This is a genomic window from Pseudomonas maioricensis (assembly GCF_022790535.1).
Lineage (GTDB): Bacteria > Pseudomonadota > Gammaproteobacteria > Pseudomonadales > Pseudomonadaceae > Aquipseudomonas > Aquipseudomonas maioricensis.
In genome coordinates this window covers 507258-525241 of sequence record NZ_LOHG01000002.1, presented here as the reverse complement: position 1 = coordinate 525241, position 17984 = coordinate 507258, and the positions used below count along the sequence as shown (strand labels likewise).

Here is a 17984-nt window from a genome sequence, read left to right as displayed (position 1 = left end):
CACAGGTAATGTTCAGACTCGGTGCAGACGATCATCCGCTGCATAAATCGCGGTATGCAAACCACCCTGCTCATCACGCCATGCGCGGTACATGCCCGGCGTGTTGAAGCTCAATGCGGTCTCGCCAGTTGGTGATACTGCAATCACACCACCGTTGCCACCCATGGCTTTCAACTCACCTGACACGACTGTGTCGCAGGCCATGTTGAGCGTTTCGCCAGTCAGCAGAACGCGGGAAGCGATGTTGTGGGCCACCACGGTGCGAATGAAGTATTCGCCATGGCCTGTCGCAGAAATAGCTGCACTGCGGTCGTCTGCCCAAGTACCAGAACCAATCAATGGCGAATCGCCGATACGTCCGAAACGCTTGTTGGTGATCCCGCCAGTAGACGTCGCCGCTGCCACATGACCATGACGGTCCAGGGCCACCGCGCCCACGGTGCCGAACTTCTTGTCGACGCCGCCCGGCTCCAACGAAACGCTGTTGGGCTGTTGAAGCTGGGTTTGCCACTGACGGCGACGCAGGTCGGTGTCGTACCAGTCGTTGGCGACACGCTCCAGATTCTGTGTTTCCAGAAACGCATCAGCACCGACGCCCGCCAGCAAAACATGTTCGCTGTGCTCCAGCACGGCGCGGGCCGCCAGAATCGGGTTACGCACAAAATGAATCCCCGCCACGGCACCTGCCTCGCGGTTAGCGCCATGCATGATTGCAGCGTCCAGTTCGTGATCACCGGTGTGGGTGAATACGGCACCTTTACCGGCGTTGAACCACGGGCACTCTTCCAGTTCGATAACCGCTGCCTGCACTGCATCCAGGCTGCTACCGTCCTGTTCAAGCAACGTCAAACCCGCTTTGAGTGCACGCAGCAAGGCCTCATGAATGGCGGTTTCGTCTTCCGGCGTCAGCAAGCCTGGAGTCAGTACGCCCGCCCCACCGTGCAGAGCTATAGCAATAGGGTTGGCCATCACGCATGGACTCCATGGTCGAGGATCTGATTGAGGAAACGACGGGTGCGCTCGGATTCCGGCGCAGAGAAGAAACGATCCGGGGTCGCCTGCTCGACGATTTCACCCTGATCCATGAACACGACACGGTCAGCGACTTTACGGGCGAAGCCCATTTCGTGAGTGACGCAAATCATCGTCATGCCTTCCTGAGCCAGACCGGTCATGACTTCCAGAACTTCGGCAATCATCTCCGGGTCCAGCGCCGAGGTCGGCTCATCGAACAACATGACCTTGGGCTGCATGCACAACGCACGAGCAATCGCGATGCGCTGCTGCTGGCCGCCGGACAACTGCGATGGAAACTTGTTGGCGTGATCGCGCATGCGCACTTTGTCGAGCAGGGCCAGAGCACGCTCAATGGCCTCCTTCTCCGGCACGCCGAGGTTGGAAGTCTGCGGCAAAGTGCAGTTCTTCAGCACCGTGAGGTGCGGGAACAGGTTGAAATGCTGGAAGCACATGCCGACTTGTCGACGAATGCGCTCCAGGCGTTTCACGTTGCCATCCAGCACTTCGCCGAGCACTTCGATGGTGCCCTGCTGGTGCTGCTCCAGTTGATTGATGCAACGAATCAACGTGGATTTGCCGGACCCCGAAGGACCGCAAATCACCACTTTCTCGCCCGGTTTGACCGACAACGAGATGTCCCGCAGAACGTGGGATTGGCCATACCATTTGTTCAGTTGCTCGATACGCACGATAGGGGCTGCGTCAGCCTCGCGATGATCAGTCATGAGCGGTTCTGTTCCAGTTTCTTTTCAAGGTGCCGGGCATAGCGCGACAGTGCGAAGCAGACGACGAAGAAGTAGATCGCCAGGAAAATGTAGATCTCGTGGCCATAGCCCACCCATTCCGGCGCTGCGGCGGTGCTCATGGCGATACCGACGATGTCCAGCACGCCGACGATCATGACCAGCGTGGTTTCCTTGAACAGGCCGATAAATTGCGTCAGCAGCGGCGCAATCGACTGTCTCAGGACTTGTGGCAGGACAATCTGGCCCATGGTTTTCCAGTAGCCGAAACCCAGCGCCTGAGCTGCTTCGTATTGGCCCTTCGGCAGGTTCTGCAAACCACCACGCAGGGTCTCGGCCATGTATGCAGCGGTAAACAGGATCAGCACCAGTTGCACACGCAGCAGGATGTCGAACGCAGAACCCGGCGGCAGGAACAGCTGGATCATCAGCGAGGCCATGAACAGCAGCGAGATGACCGGCACAGAGCGCACCAGCTCGATGTACATCACGCTCAGGATGCGAATCACGGGCTTCTTCGAGCGCCGACCAAGGGCCAGCAAGATGCCAATCGGCAGCGCGAAGATCATGCCCACCGTGCCGAGAAATACAGTGACCATCATCCCGGCAAACTTGGTCGAAGAAATCTCCGGCAAGCCTGCGCCACCTTTGAGCAGCCACCACATGACCACCGGCAGCAGCGCCAGATAACCAATCAGCAGGCGGCGATCCAGACGCTTGAAAAACAGCAGCACAAAGGCGAACACCGCTAAAAACAGGGCCAGGTTGACCCGCCAGCGTTCGGCTTCTGGATAGAAGCCATACACGAACAGGTTCCAGCGCTGGGTGATCGGCAGCCAGCACGCGCCGTGCGGATTGCAGTCGGTGCGTGCAGTGCCGACGAACGTGGCATCGAACACTAGCCAGTTCAGCGCTGCCGGAATACACCACAACAGCAGCGCCAGTACGGCAACGGTGAGCAGGCCATGGCCGACGCTCGGGAACAGATGCTCGCGCGTCCACTCCCGGACTCGTACCGGCAATGGTTTAGTCGGCGGCAGGCGCGCAGGGGATGCTTGATTGATCATGTTCATCCTCAATGGCCTCGCTGACCGATGCGATGGTTGTAGATGTTCATCGCAATGGAAATCAGCAGGCTCATCACGCAGTACGTGCCCATGACCAGAGCGATGCACTCAATGGCCTGGCCGGTCTGGTTCAACGTGGTTCCGCCGGTCGACGAGACCATTTCCATGAAGCCGATGACCACGCCCAGGGAGGAGTTCTTGACGATGTTCAGATAGGTGTTGGTGACCTGCGGGATCATCGGATAGATCGCTTGCGGCACGATCAACTGACGCATGGTCGGCCCGTATTCGAAGCCCAGTGCCTTGGCGGCCTCGTATTGGCCGCGCTGTACCGACTGAATGGCGCCACGAACGATTTCGGCAATGTAACTGGCGCTGTAGAAGGACAACGCCAACCACAAGGCAAGCAGTTCCGGCACCAGCGCTACGCCACCGTTGAAGCCGAAGCCTTTGGCAACCGGGACTTCCCAGTGCCAGTGTGCGTCGCTCAGGGCATACACCAGCAGCGGCAACAGCACCGCGCCCGCCAATAGCAGCGGCCAGCGTCGAGGCGTAAAACTGCGCCATTTGGCCTTGGCATCACGAAAGCGACAGGCGATCAAACCGAGCAAAGCGCCCAACGCCATCAATGCCAGGCCCCAGCCCACCAGCGAGCCTTGCTCAGGCCATGGCAACATCAGACCGCTGTTGCTCAGATAAGCCACATCGAAAATCGAAACCGCCTGCCTTACGCCGGGTAACGCCAAGGCCAGGCCGTACCACCAGACCAGGTGAACCACCAGCGGCACGTTGCGCAGAAATTCGATGCTCGCGCCCGCCAGGCGGTTGATCAGCCAGTTTTCGGAAACCTTGCACAGCCCCAACCCCACGCCCACGACGGTGGCTGTCACAACGCTCATTACCGAGACCAGCAAGGTGTTGAGCAACCCCACCAGATACGCACGGCCGTAGCTGTCGTTGGGGGTGAAGTCGATCAGTTTGAAGCTGATGTCGTAACCGGCACGCTGTGACAGGAAGTCAAAACCGGAGGCGATATTCAGCGCCTTCAAATTGAGACTGGCGTTGTGCGCCAGCACGTAAAACACAGCTGCAACAATGGCCAGAACCAGGCCTTGCTGCAGCACGCTCAGCACTCGAGCGTTCTGCAAGCGTTGGGTCCACATGAAGATAATTCCGTTGGAGAGTGACGCGATCAGCGGATAGGTGGCGCGTACAGCAGCCCCTGATCTTTCCACGAGCGGTTAAGGCCACGGGGGAAGTTCAGAATGGTTTTTTCGCCGAGGTTACGGTCATAGATTTCAGCGTAATTGCCGACCTGCTTGATGGCGCGGAACGCCCAGTCGTTATCCATGCCGAACGCCTTGCCTACGGTGCCTTCAGTACCCAGCAAACGAGCCACGTCTGCCGAACCGCCTTTTTTAGCGCGCATTTCATCGACGTTGGCCGAGGTGATGCCGAATTCTTCAGCAGTCATCAGCGCATAGGCGGTCCAGGTCACGATGTTGCGCCACACGGTATCGCCTTGGGCAACGTAAGCACCCAACGGCTCCTTGGAGATCACTTCAGGCAGCAACGCATAGTCTTGCGGGTTGTTCATCACCGCACGACGCGAGGCCAGGCCCGACAAGTCATTGGAAATCGCGTTGCAACGACCGCTCTGGAAGGCAGCGAACAACTCAGGACTCTTCTCGATGATCACGGTCTTGTAAGTCAGGCCGCGCTGGCTGAAATAGTCGTCCAGATTCTGTTCCGACGTGGTGCCCGGTGACAGGCAAAAGGTTGCGCCGTCGAGGTCAGTCAGCTTCTCGATGCCATCTTTGGCGTGGGTCATGAAGCCCTGGCCGTCGTAAAACCAGACGGTGGTGAAATCCACACCGAGGCTGGCAACGCGGTCGGCCGTCCAGGAAGTCGCGCGCGACAGCACGTCGATTTCGCCGGAGGCCAGTGCAGTGAAACGGTTCTTGCCGGTGGTCGCGATGTACTCAACCTTGCTCGCGTCGCCCAACACAGCGGCTGCGACGCCACGGCAGAGGTCAACGTCCATGCCGGTCCATTGGCCCTTGTCATCAATCAGGGAAAAACCCGGTTTGTCACTGGCAACGCCACAACGCACAGCGCCGTGCGCCTTGACCTTTTCCAGTACACCGGCTTGCGCAGCCGCCGCACCCACCAGACCGATCAGCAACATTGAAGACTTGAGGAAAGTCTTAAGGCCATTCCGTTTTTGCATAGCATTGCCCCTTCTACGACAGATTTTTCTAGTTATGGATGAACCACGATGGATCGGCAGGTGGCGATTACCTGCACAATAGCCATACAAAACCCGCATGCGTTAGCGACTGTTGATCCACTATGCTGGTCGCGCTATCGAATTTTGGAATAACTATGGACATCGATTGGTACGAAGACTTTCTGGCCCTGGCCGATACGGGCAAGTTTACCGCCGCCGCCAGCATGCGCGGCTCATCTCAATCGGCCCTGAGCAGACGCATCCAGTTGCTCGAGACGCGCTTGGGCGCGACGCTGATAGATCGCAGCAAAAATCCCATCCGGCTCACGGCTGCCGGTGAGGCGCTGCTGCCCAATGCCTCGGAGCTGGTACGTCTGGCGCGAGACTGCGAGCAAAGCGTGAAGATCATTGACCGCCCCCTGACCTTTGCCTCGCTGCATACCCTGGGCTGCAATTTCTTTCCGGACTGGATCAGCCAGTTCTCCTCCGCCGAAACGCCGATGTTCACCCGCATCGATACGGGCTACCGCAGTACCGATGATTACTACATGGCGCTGATGTCCGGACGCTGCGATTTCATCCTGTTCTATCGCGATGCCCAGACCGAGCCCTACTCCCGGCAAAGCGAATTCGAAGAGCTGTCGCTGGGCCACGATGAACTCTACTGGGTCGCCACACCAGAAGTGGCGGCGCGCTGCGCTAACTCCGAAGCGCCCATCCCGTGGCTGACCTATGCACGCAGTGCGCAACTGCATGACCTTTCACACAAACAGGTCAAACGCCACCCACAACCACACCGCCTGCGCCGGGTGTTCGAAGCCACGGTATCGGAAGCCCTGAAGCCGATGGCCGCCGCCGGACACGGCGTGGCCTGCATGCCCCACACGATGGTTGCGCCGTTGATTGAACGTAAAGAGCTGGTGCGCCTGTATCCAGAAATGGAGTCCGATCACCTGGAAGTGATTCTGGTGCGCTGGCGGGGTAACAGGAATGCCGAGGCGGATGCGTTTTGGAGGCGGATTTCTTGAAGGGTTGCTTGGCGTGTATTCACCAATAGTCGGGCTTGTATGCCGGTTTTTTGTTTGTAGGTACCCGGGCGGGGAATTGGTGAGAAGCGAGTTCATACTTCGTAACTCGATGACGCATCCAGTGTGCATGCTGTTTTAGAGACCCTGGAATTGTCCTTTGCATGCCCTCCCGGTGGAGCAAAATCACTCCAAGATGAATTTCAGGGAAGTCTTCTCGCAGCGCTCGTAAAGCAGGAGTCAGATCAGTGTCTGCGGAGACCAGAACAATCTGCTGTATTCGCTCGTCAGGTAACAACGCACGCTGCAGAGCTGCCAGCCGATACATGCTGATCGCAATATTTACGTCCGTCTCCTTTTCTTCAAGCTTCCAGATTTCGATCTGGTCTGCTCTGGAGGCCGGTGTATTTTTATCGACGAAGCGCATGGCATTACGGGGTTCGAGTTGATGCCGACCAAAGAAGATCTCGACCCCTCGAACCTTCAATGCACGCAGGTAAGTGTCTTGAGCTTCCTTTGAAAGCCTTCCCCGGCTCGCCAGCGTTGGCATTACCCCGGTTGTGAAAAACTTTACGTTCTGAAGCGTATTTTCAGGATATTCAACCCGAATAATGTGGAACAGAAGAACGGGGAGATCTAGCCATTTGAATTCAGTGCCTGCAAGCAGGCCATAAAACAGGTTGTAGCCATCAACAAAGCAAGCGGTACGCAAAATTCAGTCCTTGGAAACGAAAAAACCGGCGCTAGGCCGGTTTCTTCACCCCAACGGCCAGCGAACTGAATCGCTGCGTACGGGGCTGAGTAGTGCGCCGATAATCGCATAAATACTGACTGTGTCAACGCTCACTTTAGCCCTTACAAAACGCTTCTACCGTGTATGACAAGGGGGCTTCCGTATACCTACCCGCCGGTCAGAAGAGGACCACAAAATACTCGGTCTGTAGGCTGCGGGGCAGCGATAGTGATATGTCTGATGCACTGCTATCGCTGCCTCGCGGTGCTCGTGAGCTCCTACAGGTTCTGCGTCAAAAACCTACTAAACCGTGCACTCTTCTTTCGCATCCCGAAGCATGGAGTCCAGGTTGCGCTCAATGTTTTCGCACAGCTTGGTCATCTGGATTTCATGTTCGCTGGCTTTGAACGGGCTTTGCAGGTCGGTGCCGATCTTTTCGATGGCCAGCAGCATGAAGCCGACGACGGTTGAAGCCAGCGGTGTAAACCACCCCAACGTTTCCACCAGACCAATGGGCAGGATCACGCAGAACAGGCTGATGAACAAACGCGGGAACGCCACGTAAGGGTAAGGCAGCGGTGTATTGGCGATACGCTCCATCCCACCCTGGCAGTTAGAGAGTTCCACCATTGTCGATTCGAGACGCGCCAGACGGATGCTGTCCAGACGGCCGGCCTTGTACTCTTTGGCCAACAGTGCAGCCGACGTATTAAGTATGTCGTTGGGGAAGTTGTTGGTTTCGTGCCTGCGTGCGTATTCCTCGCGGGTTATCAATGACTGTACTTCGTCGCCACAGGATTCACCCTTCAGATGCGCAGACAGGCATTTCACGAAGGCCACATGGCGACGCAGCAACACTGCTTTCACGGGATTCAGCTCGTCGTCATCCTCGACCAGTGTCAGGACCTGACGGGCGAAGCTGCGGGAGTTGTTAACCAGCGCACCCCACAAGGTGCGCGCTTCCCACCAACGGTTATAGGCGCTGGAGTTACGGAAACTGGTGAGAACAACAAGGGCCGACGCCAGCAACGTCAACGGCATGGAGGGCAGACTGATCTTGCGCTCCAGGAAGAGCATGAAGTCGGCTGTAACCACGATGTCCCACAGCAACAGCCAGAACAGTGACCAGCCCACGTAACCAATGGTTTTGATCAGAAATCGGTACTTGTCGATGATGGCTTGCTTCAAAACGATTACCTCATGGGCTACTGCGTAATACACGCCGCTCACCTGCTTCGAATGCCATTGAGGTATATGGTTCGCGACCGACCGCACAAAAGCTGAACCGTTTAATGTTCAGTTAAGGTTGGGCCGTAATGGCCATCGGACAGCCTCAAATTACAAGGAACAAACCGCCCTTGGCTGCGCTCCACACTTATCTGGATGTTCAGCAGCACGTCACTGAGGGTAAATTCAATGGGCTCGTCTTTTTCCAGCGAACAACGCACCGCACGCGACCAACTCTGTATCAACACCATTCGCACGCTGGCCATGGATGCCGTGCAGAAGGCCAACTCCGGCCACCCCGGCACGCCAATGGCGCTGGCCCCTGTGGGCTACACCGTCTGGAACCAGTTTCTGCGCTACCACCCTGAACATCCGGACTGGCCAAATCGCGACCGTTTCGTGCTGTCGGTCGGTCATGCCTCCATGTTGCTTTACTCGCTGCTGCATCTCGCAGGCGTGGTTGAAATTGATGAGCACGGCAAACCATCGGGTAAACCAGCGGTGAGCCTGGAGGACATCAAACAGTTTCGCCAGATGGACTCCAAAACCCCGGGCCACCCGGAATACCGCATGACCACCGGCGTGGAAACCACCACCGGTCCACTTGGCCAGGGCTGCGCCAATAGCGTCGGTATGGCGATGGCCGAGCGCTGGCTGGGTGAACGTTTCAATGCGCCGCAGCGCACGCTGTTCGATTACAACGTGTACGTGCTGTGCGGCGACGGCGACATGATGGAAGGCGTGACCGCCGAGGCGGCGTCCATGGCCGGACACCTGAAGCTTTCTAACCTGTGCTGGATCTACGACAACAACACCATCAGCATCGAAGGTCACACCGAGCTGGCTTTCAGCGAAGACGTGCAAACACGCTTTGAAGGCTATGGCTGGAACACTTTGCATGTGGCAGACGCCAATGACACCGAAGCGCTGGCACGCGCCATCGAAGTGTTCAAACGCACCGATGACGCGCCGACCCTGATCGTGGTCGACAGCGTGATCGGCTATGGCTCGCCAAACAAACACAACACCGCAGCGGCGCACGGTGAGCCGCTGGGTGACGATGAAATCAAGCTGACCAAGAAGGCCTATGGCTGGGATGAAAACTCCAGCTTCCTTGTTCCTGATGACGCACGTACCTGGCTCCGCGACGCCTTGATCGAGCGCAACGCCAGCGATTATGAATCCTGGCAAAGCGCGCTCAATACGCTTGAAGAACAACAAGTCGATCTGGCCGATGAGCTACGACGCATGCGTTCCGGCGAAATGCCCGATCAGTGGCAGGCCGATTTGCAGGCATTCGAGGCCGACGAAAAAGGCATCGCATCCCGCGCTTCTGGCGGCAAGGTTCTCAATGCCTTTGCAGCGAAGATTCCGTGGTTGCTGGGCGGATCGGCTGACTTGTCACCTTCGACCAAAACCAACCTGACGTTCGACGGGGCCGGGAGTTTTTCCGCCGAAAATTACAGCGGCCGCAACTTGCACTTCGGTATTCGCGAACACGCCATGGGCTCGATTGCCAACGGCATGGCGCTGTCGTACGTGCGGCCGTACACCTCGACGTTTCTGGTGTTCAGCGATTACATGAAGCCGCCGATTCGCTTGGCATCGATCATGGAGTTGCCGGTGATCTTCGTCTTCACCCACGATTCCATTGGCGTTGGCGAAGACGGCCCGACTCACCAGCCTATCGAGCAATTGACCCAGCTTCGCGCAACACCCGGCTTGCTGACACTGCGCCCCGGCGACGCGAATGAAACCGCACAGGCCTGGAAAATCGCCTTGGCTCAAACCAGTCGCCCGTCTTGCATTGTGCTGTCTCGCCAACCGCTGCCCACGCTGGACCGCACGCAATACGCGTCGGCAGAAGGACTGGTGAAAGGCGCGTATGTACTAGCCGATGCAAAAGACGGCGAGCCTGAGGTGATTCTGATCGCTACGGGCAGTGAAGTGGGTTTGGTCGTGGAGGCTTTCGAGCAATTGAAAGCGCAAGGCGTTGCAGCTCGCGTGGTCTCAATGCCGAGCTGGGAGTTGTTTGAAGATCAGGACCAGGCTTATCGCGACAGCGTCTTCCCGCCCTCTGTCATCGCCAGGGTCGCGGTGGAACAGGCAGGGCCGCTGGGTTGGGATCGGTATGTGGGCCAAACCGGCGCCAAGGTGATGATGAATACCTTCGGCGCCTCGGCTCCCATCGACAAACTGCAGGCCAAGTTTGGGTTTACGGTGGAGAACATTGTGAAGCTGGCGAAGGAGCAGATGAAACACTGAGTCTTATGGAGCGACCGAGGTGGCGATACACCTTGCCCGGTCGCTCCAACAGGGTCATTAGCAACCGCTCAACGCAACCTGCGGTTTCTCGCCCGGAAAGAAAAACGGGCGGAATTTCACACCCGCCACGTTGCCGATGTACGCCGCCACCAGCCACAACCAGCCATGCAGGCTGCCGGATGCGATACCGCTGAAGTACGCGCCGATATTGCAGCCGTATGCCAGACGCGAACCGTAACCCAGCAGCAAACCACCAATCACCGCCGCAACGATGGAGCGAGCCGGGATTTTCAGGTTCGGCGCGAATTTTCCTGCCAGACCAGCTGCCAGTAACGCACCGATCATGATGCCGATGTCCATCACGCTGGTAATGTCTTCCCACACGGGTGCCGCCAAAGCCTTGGCATTGGCTGGCATCTGCCAGAACGCCCAACTGCCCACATCAACACCCAGAGAACCCGCGACTTTGGCGCCCCACAAGGCAAAGGCCGAGGTGATGCCCCAGGGGCGACCTGCCAGCGCAAGGGTTGCGTAGTTGAGCAGCGCCAGACCAATCGCGCCCCACACCAGCGGCCATGGGCCGTGCAGGAACCGGCGCAAGCCCACGTGTTCGCTGGTCACTGCTAATTCCAGTTGGCCGTGACGACGCTTTTCCAGACGCACAGTGACGAATGCAATAACAGCGAACACCGCCAGGCTCAGCACCAACGCCGGTATCACGCCAAAGCTTTTAACGATGGACGTTGCAGGAAACGATGGCAGCGCAAACCACCAGTCAACGTGATGCGTCGCGATCAACGAACCGAGGATGAAGAACAGCAGGGTCACCAGCATTCGTGCGTTACCGCCGCCCGCAGTGAACAGGGTCCCGGATGCACAGCCGCCACCCAGTTGCATGCCGATGCCGAAGATGAAAGCACCAAACACCACCGAAACACCTGCTGGCGCAACCAGCCCGTTTACGGGCTGACCGAACAACGTGCCTGCACCCAGCGCCGGGAAGAACAGCACCACCGCGATAGCGAGCATGATCATCTGCGCACGCAAGCCCGCGCCACGCCGCTCACGAATGAACACGCGCCATGCAGAGGTGAAGCCGAAAGCTGCGTGGTAAAGCGTCAGACCCAATGCCGCGCCAACGATCAGCAGAAGCACCTGACGCACACCCACGCTGCTCAGCAGAAACATCGCGATGAACAGCAACAGAAAAGTAGCAATGAGCGGCGCACCGGGCTTGCGAGCCGGTGCCGCAGCAAGAGAAGTACTCATGAGAAGTCTCGGTTTTAAAGGGGTAATGGCGGCGAGTATATCGCGCACAAGCTTTCGTGATCCTGCCGAACTATCGGCAAACAGGTTCAGCCCGTCGAACCGGATTCATTCCGGAAGGTGGTATTCCAGACGACGCAAACGCTGTGAATGTACCGGCCTCTTCGCGAATAAATTCGCTCCCACAGGCTATGTGCTGACCTCGGTCAATCCCGCCAGACCTGTTTCAGCCTTTCCAGCGCTGCCACGATGTCCACCTCCGGGACCGCTGCAAAGCCCAACACCAGCCCTGCCCTCTTATCCACTGGCTCGCTGGATTCCGGCAGCCAATAACTGCTTAAAGGGCTGATTTCTACGTCGACGCTATTGGCTTTTTCAATCAGTTCAGTTTCCCGCGCCAGGTTGTCTACCCTCACCGCGACATGCAGTCCGGCGACGACTTTGGGCATTGCCCCACAGCCCGGGATATCGTCGGGCCAATGGCTCAACAAGGTATTGCGACGGCTCAATGCCGCACGGCGCATCCTGCGTATGTGGCGCTGAAAATGCCCCGCAGCGATGAACTCGGCCATCACCGCCTGAGTGCTGACTTCAGAGTGGCGCATATCCACAGCACGACGCCGACTGAACGGTTCAACCAGACCTGCAGGCAGCACCAGATACCCCAGGCGCAATCCGGGATAGGCAATCTTGCCGAAGGTACCGACGTATAAAACCCGACCACTGCGGTCCAGCGCCGCCAACGGTGCCAGGGGCGCACCGCTGTAGCGGTACTCGCCGTCGTAGTCATCCTCGACAACCCAACCTCGTGTTTTCTCGGCCCAGGCAAGCAACTCCAAACGCCGGGCGAGGCTCATGACCACACCCGTCGGGTATTGATGCGAAGGGGTTACATAAGCAAGTTTGCAGGGATGTCGCTCAAGCTCGTGGCAACACAAGCCTTCCTCATCAACAGCAATGCCGTGCAATTTCGCACCCGCTACCGCGAAGGCATGCCCTGCCGCACGGTATCCCGGATTTTCGATAGCAACACCGTCGCCCTCCTCCAACAGCAACTGTGCACAAAGACTTATCGCCTGCTGCGCGCCACTGGTGATTACTATTTGCTCAACGGCGCATTGCAAGCCTCGCGAGGTGCGCAGATAGACCGCGATCAATTCACGCAAAAGTGGATAACCTGCGGCCTCGCCATAACCGAGCAAAGCCAGATCAGGCTTACGCCAAAACGCTGAATAAAGCCTGCCCCACGTCGCAAAAGGGAACAGATCGAACGCGGGCACACCGACGCGAAACGCCCGAGGCGCACCTGACAGCGGAGGATTCAAGTAATGGCGCGCAAGCCGCTCGACAGCCGGACTGTGGATAACTTCAACACCGATATTTTCGGCTGATAATGGTGATTTTGTGGATAAACCTGTTGATAAGCCTGTTGGTAACCCTGTGGACACTTTTGTGGATAGTTTTTTACCAAGGATTGCAGAGCCGGATAACAGCGCGACATAAGTACCGTCGCCGATTCGTCCTTGGGTAAAGCCTTCTGCATACAGCTGGTCGTAAGCGCGCATCACGCTATTGCGGGAAATGCCCAGGGATTGAGCCAGATCCCGGCTGGCTGGCAAACGAGTCCCGCTACTCAAGCGCCCGTCGAGAATACGCACGCGCATGGCTTCGTAAAGTTGACGGCTCAGACCTTTGCGACGATCAAGCTCGATACCCGTCAGGCTGTAGGGAAAGGATGGCGGCTGGGACATGAATTGGCCCTATCAAATTGGCGAATAATGGCTCTTACAACAAGCCAATAGCCTGCCTACGATTCAGGCATCGGCCAAGAGATATTTCCATGTACACACCAAGCGCCTTCACAGACAACGAACTCGTCAGCCTGCACAGCCTGATTGAGCAGACGCGGCTGGCAATTCTCGTTACTCATGACGAGCAAGGCCTGCAGGCCAGCCATTTGCCGTTGCTATTGCGCAGCGATGAGGGCGCACAAGGCACGCTTTATGGTCATCTGGCCAAGGCCAATCCTCAGTGGCGCGCACTGCAACAGGGGGCAGAAGCCTTGGTGATCTTCCCGAGCGTGGACGCTTACGTCAGCCCCTCGTTTTATCCATCCAAGGCAGAGCACGGCAAGGTCGTGCCTACCTGGAATTACGTGACCGTTCACGCCTATGGCTGCGCGCAGGTCTTCAGTGATCCGAAGCGCCTGCTCGAAGTCGTCAGCGGTCTGACTGCCAAACACGAAACTGGACGCGACACCCCTTGGGCGGTGACCGACGCGCCAGCGGATTACATCGAGAAGATGCTCGGCGCCATCGTCGGCTTTTCGCTGCCTATCGAGCGCCTGGAGGGCAAACGCAAACTCAGCCAGAACCGATCAGCGGCCGACATTGCAGGTGTGCGTGACGGACTGGCGGCCAGCGCGGATTCCAAAGATCAGGAACTGGCTCGCCAGATGAGCTGAAACTGTTTTTGACGCAAACCAGGATTTGTAGGCTCACGAGCACCGCGAGTTCCTACAGATAAGCATTTAATTCAGTTAATTATTCCGACAGGAGACCGCCATGACCGATATTCAGATTCGTCCCGTCACCGAACAGGATCACGCGGCATGGCTGCCGCTGTGGCTGGCCTACCTGACGTTCTACAAAACCGTGCTGCCCGACACCGTTATCGCCAGCACATGGCAGCGTTTTCTCGATCCCGCTGAGCCCACCAATGCGGCCTTGGCCTGGCAAGACGGCAAAGCAGTGGGCATGGTCCACTTCATCTATCATCGCTCCAACTGGAGCATCGCCAACGCTTGTTACCTTCAGGATCTGCTGGTTACGCCGGAACAACGCGGGACTGGCGTGGGGCGCCTGTTGATAGAACACGTTTACACCACGGCCAAAGCCAATGATTGCGACAAGGTTCACTGGTTGACTCACGAAACCAACGCCACCGCGATCCAGCTATACGAGCGAATTGCTGAGCGCCCTGGCTATATTCAATTTCGAAAAATGATCTAGGAAGCTTGTCCATGTCGAACCCTGTACCCGATTGGCAACCAGCGAAACTCCCGGACACCAGAACGCTGGAAGGACGTTTTATCCGTCTGGAAAAACTCAGTGTCGCGCGTCATGGCGACGGTTTATGGGCCGCCCTGCAGGGGCCTGACTCGGATCCCAAACTTTGGGATTATCTGCCTTACGGGCCATTCCTGGAGCGCAGCGTGTTCGACACCTGGCTAGCAGGTCACGAAGCCAATACCGACCCGTGGTTCTACGCGATCGTCGATCAGGTAACCGGCGTGATAGAGGGTTGCCTGAGCCTGATGTCGATCGTCGCAGCCCAAGGCCGAATCGAAATTGGTCACGTGACCTTCGGCGGCCAGATGCAACGCACACCAAAAGGAACCGAGGCGATATACCTGCTGGCTAAAGAAGCCTTCGCTTTGGGCTACCGTCGCCTGGAGTGGAAATGCAACGCCGACAACGCCCGCTCCAAGCGCGCAGCTGACCGGTTCGGCTTCAGTTATGAGGGCACCTTTCGGCAACACATGGTGGTCAAAGGCGTAAACCGTAACACCGCCTGGTATTCAATCATCGACAGCGAATGGCCTGAACTGCAAAAGGCCTTTGAGGGATGGTTGGCTGAAGAGAACTTCGAGGATGGCCAGCAGATAAAAGGCCTGGAAGCGTTTCGTAAGATTTAAACAGGCCTGCCGCATCCCACCGATCTGCAGGAGCGAACGCGCGCGAGACGGTTGCTCAAACATCCTGTCTCCCGAACAGGTTCGCTCCCACAGGATCTTCGCCATTCAGTAGGACCGGCTTTAGCCGGGAGGATGTAAGGACATTCGCTAGACCTCCCTCGGCAGAAATCCCCCTCCCGGCTGAAGCCGGTCCTACAAGATCAAGATCACGCTTGCAGGCCACATAGAATCTCCCACAAGTCTAAAATCGAACAATTCGCTACATATCAGCAAGTTAAGTTTTTTGCGCTTCCCGGCGCAGAGACTATGGTTCAGTGCATGCCACCTTGGCATGCACCCATTAACCGGCAATAAACAACAAGGATGTTGTGAAATGAATCCCGAAATCCCGGCCCTCCAGGATATAAGCATCAAAGCAGCGCCAGTTAATCCATGGCGTGTACCCGCTCCTGTTTTACACAGCGGCAAATACGGCAGCGTCATCATCGACCGTGGCGAGTTGCAGAAAGCCGTGGCAGGTAGCAAAAACTATTATCTGTTCTCGGACACCGTTGTAGGCGCCCAATCCCTGATCATCGTTGGCACTCCACTGCAGATCATGGAGTTTTTGCTTTCCCGTGAGACACATGGCATCGAGAGCCAGATCAAATCCCTGCCAGACATTTACATGGGCATCGCGCCGTTCAAAGCCAAGGAGCGCTTCAGCGGAATTTTCCCGATAGGGGATACGCTGGTCGAGGTAGTAAAGTATTTCGCCAACGTCATTCCTGTGCCGGACTGGGTGGTGCTCGCAGCGAGCCCGACCACTTTGAATGATATGAGGAAATCGCTCGTTGGCTTGAACGATGTCCAGAAACAAAAAGGCCAGCTCCTGTACGTGAAGTTCAGCTACCTCAAAGAAGACGGCATGGAGAAGATCGCGTCGCAAAGCATCAGCTTCAAGCAAGTGGCCGAGGCGATTCAGAAGCGCTACAAAAAGCCATAAAAGAGAAAGCGTAAGACAAGTGGTGAGAGGTCGTTAGCTGATCTGCCGATGACGCCTCACCACTCCCATCTGCAAACCGAATGGCCGGAACACCGCATTCAAAGACTTGAGGGTCGGATTACCTTCACCCTGCTCGATCTGAATCAACGTCCGTACCGAGATTTTGCACATCCTGGCGTACTGGCTTTGATGCAGCCTCGCGCCTTCAACCCGCAGCCGCTTGACCGCTTCGCCCATCTCAAGGCTTCCGTCAGCGATACCCTGCTGAACGCTCTCGATCAGCAGCGCGCGAGCGTCAATGGATAAGGTCATTGCAGCCCCCAAGTGGTCAACCGCTGTTCGAGTTTGCCCAGAGCGATGGCTGGATGGTTGAACGTCACGTCCGGCAGACCGCTGTCGCGCAATATGTCCGGCAGGGCTCTTAGCTGCCGGGCGTCCTGACGCAAGCGCTCGAAAGCCTGCTGTGGATCAAGAATATCTGCCAATGCATCACAGGCCGCACGCCAATTGACGACACCTGCTCGCTCGATGGATTTCGACCATTTGGTTGTACGAGTGATGCCCTCGGAATCCATGACCATAGGTGCGAGATCGTAAATTGGTGCCAGTCGGTAACCGTGTCTGGCGCGGATGATCGCTGTATTTCGACCATGATTATCCGAGTTGCCAAGGATCTGGTTAATCAAGTCACGGCGCAGGTATTCCGCCACCAGATCAGGTATTTCTGCCTCCTGCCCGGCTTGCGACCAAAGGCCGCTCAAGAGTGTGATGACTTCCAGATGATCCATGCGGCTACCTGGCAATGTCACTCCGGCCAGCGAATATATCGACTCTACTGCCAATCGCTCGACACCTTGCACTGTGATGCGACGATCAAAGCGTTTCATCCACAGGCTCGGTTTGTTCGCCTCCTCCAGTGCCATATCCTCTGTCGCCACGGTATCGATACCCAACTGCTGCAGCGCTTTGTAATACAAGTATTCGCTGCGCAGTATTTCCTGATCGTTTTTCAGAGCCTGATTACGGGCAAGCTTGATGAACCAGTGCCCCCGAGCCTGTTCATCAGCCAGCACCGCATCGGGATACAGCAAGCCGTCGACGCCTTGCGTCATCAACAACTTCGGCGCTTCGCCCCCCGCACCAGTAGCCCCACCAATGGCAGCACCCTGTTCGTAGGCGTACTCGAGAAAGTGCTGGTCACGGGTGACGACATCCGAACGCATAAAGCCCATGGCCTCGCCCTCTTCCAGAACCGCTACTGACTCCTTGATACGCAAATTGCCAATGGGAGCAGGCGTGCTGCGCCCAAGCAGATACAAGTCATCACTCAAACCTTCCGGTTTTTGTCGACCGAGCTGGGTAATGAGGAAGCGCTTGGCTGCTCCCGAAGGAGCAATGTCATGCACGAAAGCCGGGGCCTCGCGCAACGAGAAGGTTTCAAAATCCACTGGCAGGCGTGCGCTTACGCCTTGGGATAAAGAGTTCGGGTATGCGTCCACGACATAGTCCGACTTGTAGGCGAAGCGACATGGACCGAGAAACCCTTTTGAGGGATCGTCGAACGAAAGGGTCATGGCATCCTTCCAGATGTCATCGCCATAAATCTGAACGGTGAGGTTATACATGGGTCGCCTGCAATTTATTGCACCTACCAGACAGTAAAAGTGCATATATCTGCACTATAGTGCATTTATTGACTTATGTCCGAGACAAAAAGTGCAATTTAATG

General features: G+C 57.0%; 17 protein-coding genes. 6 read left to right on the top strand and 11 right to left on the bottom strand.

From position 1 onward, the window contains the following. Positions 1–12: 12 nt before the first annotated feature. From AUC61_RS05040 to AUC61_RS05020, 5 genes are read right to left on the bottom strand one after another with little or no spacing between them, the layout of a single operon-like run. On the bottom strand, positions 13–969 hold the full coding sequence (locus tag AUC61_RS05040; protein ID WP_243244734.1) for an isoaspartyl peptidase/L-asparaginase family protein: 957 nt from the start codon (positions 967–969) through the stop codon (positions 13–15). Then, complete coding sequence (locus AUC61_RS05035; protein WP_122667134.1) at positions 969–1742, bottom strand: amino acid ABC transporter ATP-binding protein; 774 nt, start codon at positions 1740–1742, stop codon at positions 969–971. Before AUC61_RS05035 ends, AUC61_RS05040 begins: the two co-directional genes overlap by 1 nt. Further along, positions 1739–2827 (bottom strand): amino acid ABC transporter permease, encoded by a 1089-nt coding sequence (locus AUC61_RS05030; RefSeq protein ID WP_243244733.1) that lies wholly within the window; start codon positions 2825–2827, stop codon positions 1739–1741. The genes AUC61_RS05035 and AUC61_RS05030 overlap by 4 nt, the downstream gene beginning before the upstream one ends. An 8-nt stretch (positions 2828–2835) precedes the next feature. Beyond that, entirely contained in the window at positions 2836–3990 is a 1155-nt protein-coding gene (locus AUC61_RS05025; protein ID WP_243244732.1) for an amino acid ABC transporter permease, read from the bottom strand. 29 nt (positions 3991–4019) lie between these two features. Next, a complete protein-coding gene (locus tag AUC61_RS05020; protein ID WP_243244731.1) occupies positions 4020–5057 on the bottom strand; it encodes an amino acid ABC transporter substrate-binding protein in 1038 nt (345 codons plus the stop codon). A 155-nt stretch (positions 5058–5212) separates the two neighbouring features. On the opposite strand from AUC61_RS05020, the gene AUC61_RS05015 reads away from it, so the two are divergent. Further along, positions 5213–6085 (top strand): LysR family transcriptional regulator, encoded by an 873-nt coding sequence (locus tag AUC61_RS05015; RefSeq protein WP_243244730.1) that lies wholly within the window; start codon positions 5213–5215, stop codon positions 6083–6085. Positions 6086–6104: 19 nt separating this feature from the next. On the opposite strand, the gene AUC61_RS05010 is transcribed toward AUC61_RS05015, so the two are convergent. Together AUC61_RS05010 and AUC61_RS05005 are read right to left on the bottom strand one after the other, a co-directional pair. Then, a complete protein-coding gene (locus AUC61_RS05010; protein ID WP_243244729.1) occupies positions 6105–6794 on the bottom strand; it encodes an NYN domain-containing protein in 690 nt (229 codons plus the stop codon). 324 nt (positions 6795–7118) lie between these two features. Further along, on the bottom strand, positions 7119–8003 hold the full coding sequence (locus AUC61_RS05005; protein WP_243244794.1) for a bestrophin family protein: 885 nt from the start codon (positions 8001–8003) through the stop codon (positions 7119–7121). A 228-nt stretch (positions 8004–8231) separates the two neighbouring features. Here AUC61_RS05005 and tkt point away from each other — a divergent pair, with 228 nt between their 5' ends. Then, entirely contained in the window at positions 8232–10307 is a 2076-nt protein-coding gene (gene tkt / locus AUC61_RS05000) for a transketolase (RefSeq protein WP_243244728.1), read from the top strand. 57 nt (positions 10308–10364) lie between these two features. Here the strand turns inward: tkt and AUC61_RS04995 are convergent, their stop codons facing one another. Together AUC61_RS04995 and pdxR are read right to left on the bottom strand one after the other, a co-directional pair. After that, on the bottom strand, positions 10365–11576 hold the full coding sequence (locus AUC61_RS04995) for a YeeE/YedE family protein (RefSeq protein WP_243244727.1): 1212 nt from the start codon (positions 11574–11576) through the stop codon (positions 10365–10367). Positions 11577–11779: 203 nt separating this feature from the next. Beyond that, on the bottom strand, positions 11780–13324 hold the full coding sequence (pdxR, locus tag AUC61_RS04990; RefSeq protein WP_243244726.1) for a MocR-like pyridoxine biosynthesis transcription factor PdxR: 1545 nt from the start codon (positions 13322–13324) through the stop codon (positions 11780–11782). 89 nt (positions 13325–13413) lie between these two features. Between pdxR and AUC61_RS04985 the strand changes: the two genes are divergently transcribed. The 4 genes from AUC61_RS04985 (at position 13414) to AUC61_RS04970 (ending at position 16255) form a co-directional block, all read left to right on the top strand. Then, a complete protein-coding gene (locus AUC61_RS04985) occupies positions 13414–14037 on the top strand; it encodes an FMN-binding negative transcriptional regulator (RefSeq protein WP_243244725.1) in 624 nt (207 codons plus the stop codon). 100 nt (positions 14038–14137) lie between these two features. Then, on the top strand, positions 14138–14584 hold the full coding sequence (locus AUC61_RS04980; protein ID WP_243244724.1) for a GNAT family N-acetyltransferase: 447 nt from the start codon (positions 14138–14140) through the stop codon (positions 14582–14584). A gap of 11 nt (positions 14585–14595) precedes the next feature. After that, positions 14596–15270 carry a GNAT family N-acetyltransferase gene (locus AUC61_RS04975; RefSeq protein WP_243244723.1) on the top strand — a complete coding sequence of 225 codons (675 nt, stop codon included), beginning with the start codon at positions 14596–14598 and terminating at the stop codon, positions 15268–15270. Positions 15271–15643: 373 nt separating this feature from the next. Continuing rightward, the gene (locus AUC61_RS04970; protein WP_243244722.1) at positions 15644–16255 is read left to right on the top strand and encodes a hypothetical protein; all 612 of its coding nucleotides are present in this window, start codon (positions 15644–15646) and stop codon (positions 16253–16255) included. Between the two features lie 33 nt (positions 16256–16288). On the opposite strand, the gene AUC61_RS04965 is transcribed toward AUC61_RS04970, so the two are convergent. Continuing rightward, the gene (locus AUC61_RS04965; protein WP_122667145.1) at positions 16289–16567 is read right to left on the bottom strand and encodes a helix-turn-helix transcriptional regulator; all 279 of its coding nucleotides are present in this window, start codon (positions 16565–16567) and stop codon (positions 16289–16291) included. Then, the gene (locus AUC61_RS04960) at positions 16564–17880 is read right to left on the bottom strand and encodes a type II toxin-antitoxin system HipA family toxin (RefSeq protein WP_243244721.1); all 1317 of its coding nucleotides are present in this window, start codon (positions 17878–17880) and stop codon (positions 16564–16566) included. Before AUC61_RS04960 ends, AUC61_RS04965 begins: the two co-directional genes overlap by 4 nt. Positions 17881–17984 lie beyond the last annotated feature (104 nt).

What these genes read in the sequence shown, in the direction of transcription:
- AUC61_RS04980 (WP_243244724.1), top strand. Translation starts at nt 14,138, where the DNA reads ATGACCGATATTCAGATTCGTCCCGTCACCGAACAGGATCACGCGGCA.
- AUC61_RS04985 (WP_243244725.1), top strand. Translation starts at nt 13,414, where the DNA reads ATGTACACACCAAGCGCCTTCACAGACAACGAACTCGTCAGCCTGCAC.
- AUC61_RS05025 (WP_243244732.1), bottom strand. Translation starts at nt 3,990, where the DNA reads ATGTGGACCCAACGCTTGCAGAACGCTCGAGTGCTGAGCGTGCTGCAG.
- AUC61_RS04975 (WP_243244723.1), top strand. Translation starts at nt 14,596, where the DNA reads ATGTCGAACCCTGTACCCGATTGGCAACCAGCGAAACTCCCGGACACC.
- AUC61_RS05020 (WP_243244731.1), bottom strand. Translation starts at nt 5,057, where the DNA reads ATGCAAAAACGGAATGGCCTTAAGACTTTCCTCAAGTCTTCAATGTTG.
- AUC61_RS04965 (WP_122667145.1), bottom strand. Translation starts at nt 16,567, where the DNA reads ATGACCTTATCCATTGACGCTCGCGCGCTGCTGATCGAGAGCGTTCAG.
- AUC61_RS05015 (WP_243244730.1), top strand. Translation starts at nt 5,213, where the DNA reads ATGGACATCGATTGGTACGAAGACTTTCTGGCCCTGGCCGATACGGGC.
- AUC61_RS04995 (WP_243244727.1), bottom strand. Translation starts at nt 11,576, where the DNA reads ATGAGTACTTCTCTTGCTGCGGCACCGGCTCGCAAGCCCGGTGCGCCG.
- pdxR (WP_243244726.1), bottom strand. Translation starts at nt 13,324, where the DNA reads ATGTCCCAGCCGCCATCCTTTCCCTACAGCCTGACGGGTATCGAGCTT.
- tkt (WP_243244728.1), top strand. Translation starts at nt 8,232, where the DNA reads ATGGGCTCGTCTTTTTCCAGCGAACAACGCACCGCACGCGACCAACTC.
- AUC61_RS05035 (WP_122667134.1), bottom strand. Translation starts at nt 1,742, where the DNA reads ATGACTGATCATCGCGAGGCTGACGCAGCCCCTATCGTGCGTATCGAG.
- AUC61_RS04960 (WP_243244721.1), bottom strand. Translation starts at nt 17,880, where the DNA reads ATGTATAACCTCACCGTTCAGATTTATGGCGATGACATCTGGAAGGAT.
- AUC61_RS05040 (WP_243244734.1), bottom strand. Translation starts at nt 969, where the DNA reads ATGGCCAACCCTATTGCTATAGCTCTGCACGGTGGGGCGGGCGTACTG.
- AUC61_RS04970 (WP_243244722.1), top strand. Translation starts at nt 15,644, where the DNA reads ATGAATCCCGAAATCCCGGCCCTCCAGGATATAAGCATCAAAGCAGCG.
- AUC61_RS05030 (WP_243244733.1), bottom strand. Translation starts at nt 2,827, where the DNA reads ATGATCAATCAAGCATCCCCTGCGCGCCTGCCGCCGACTAAACCATTG.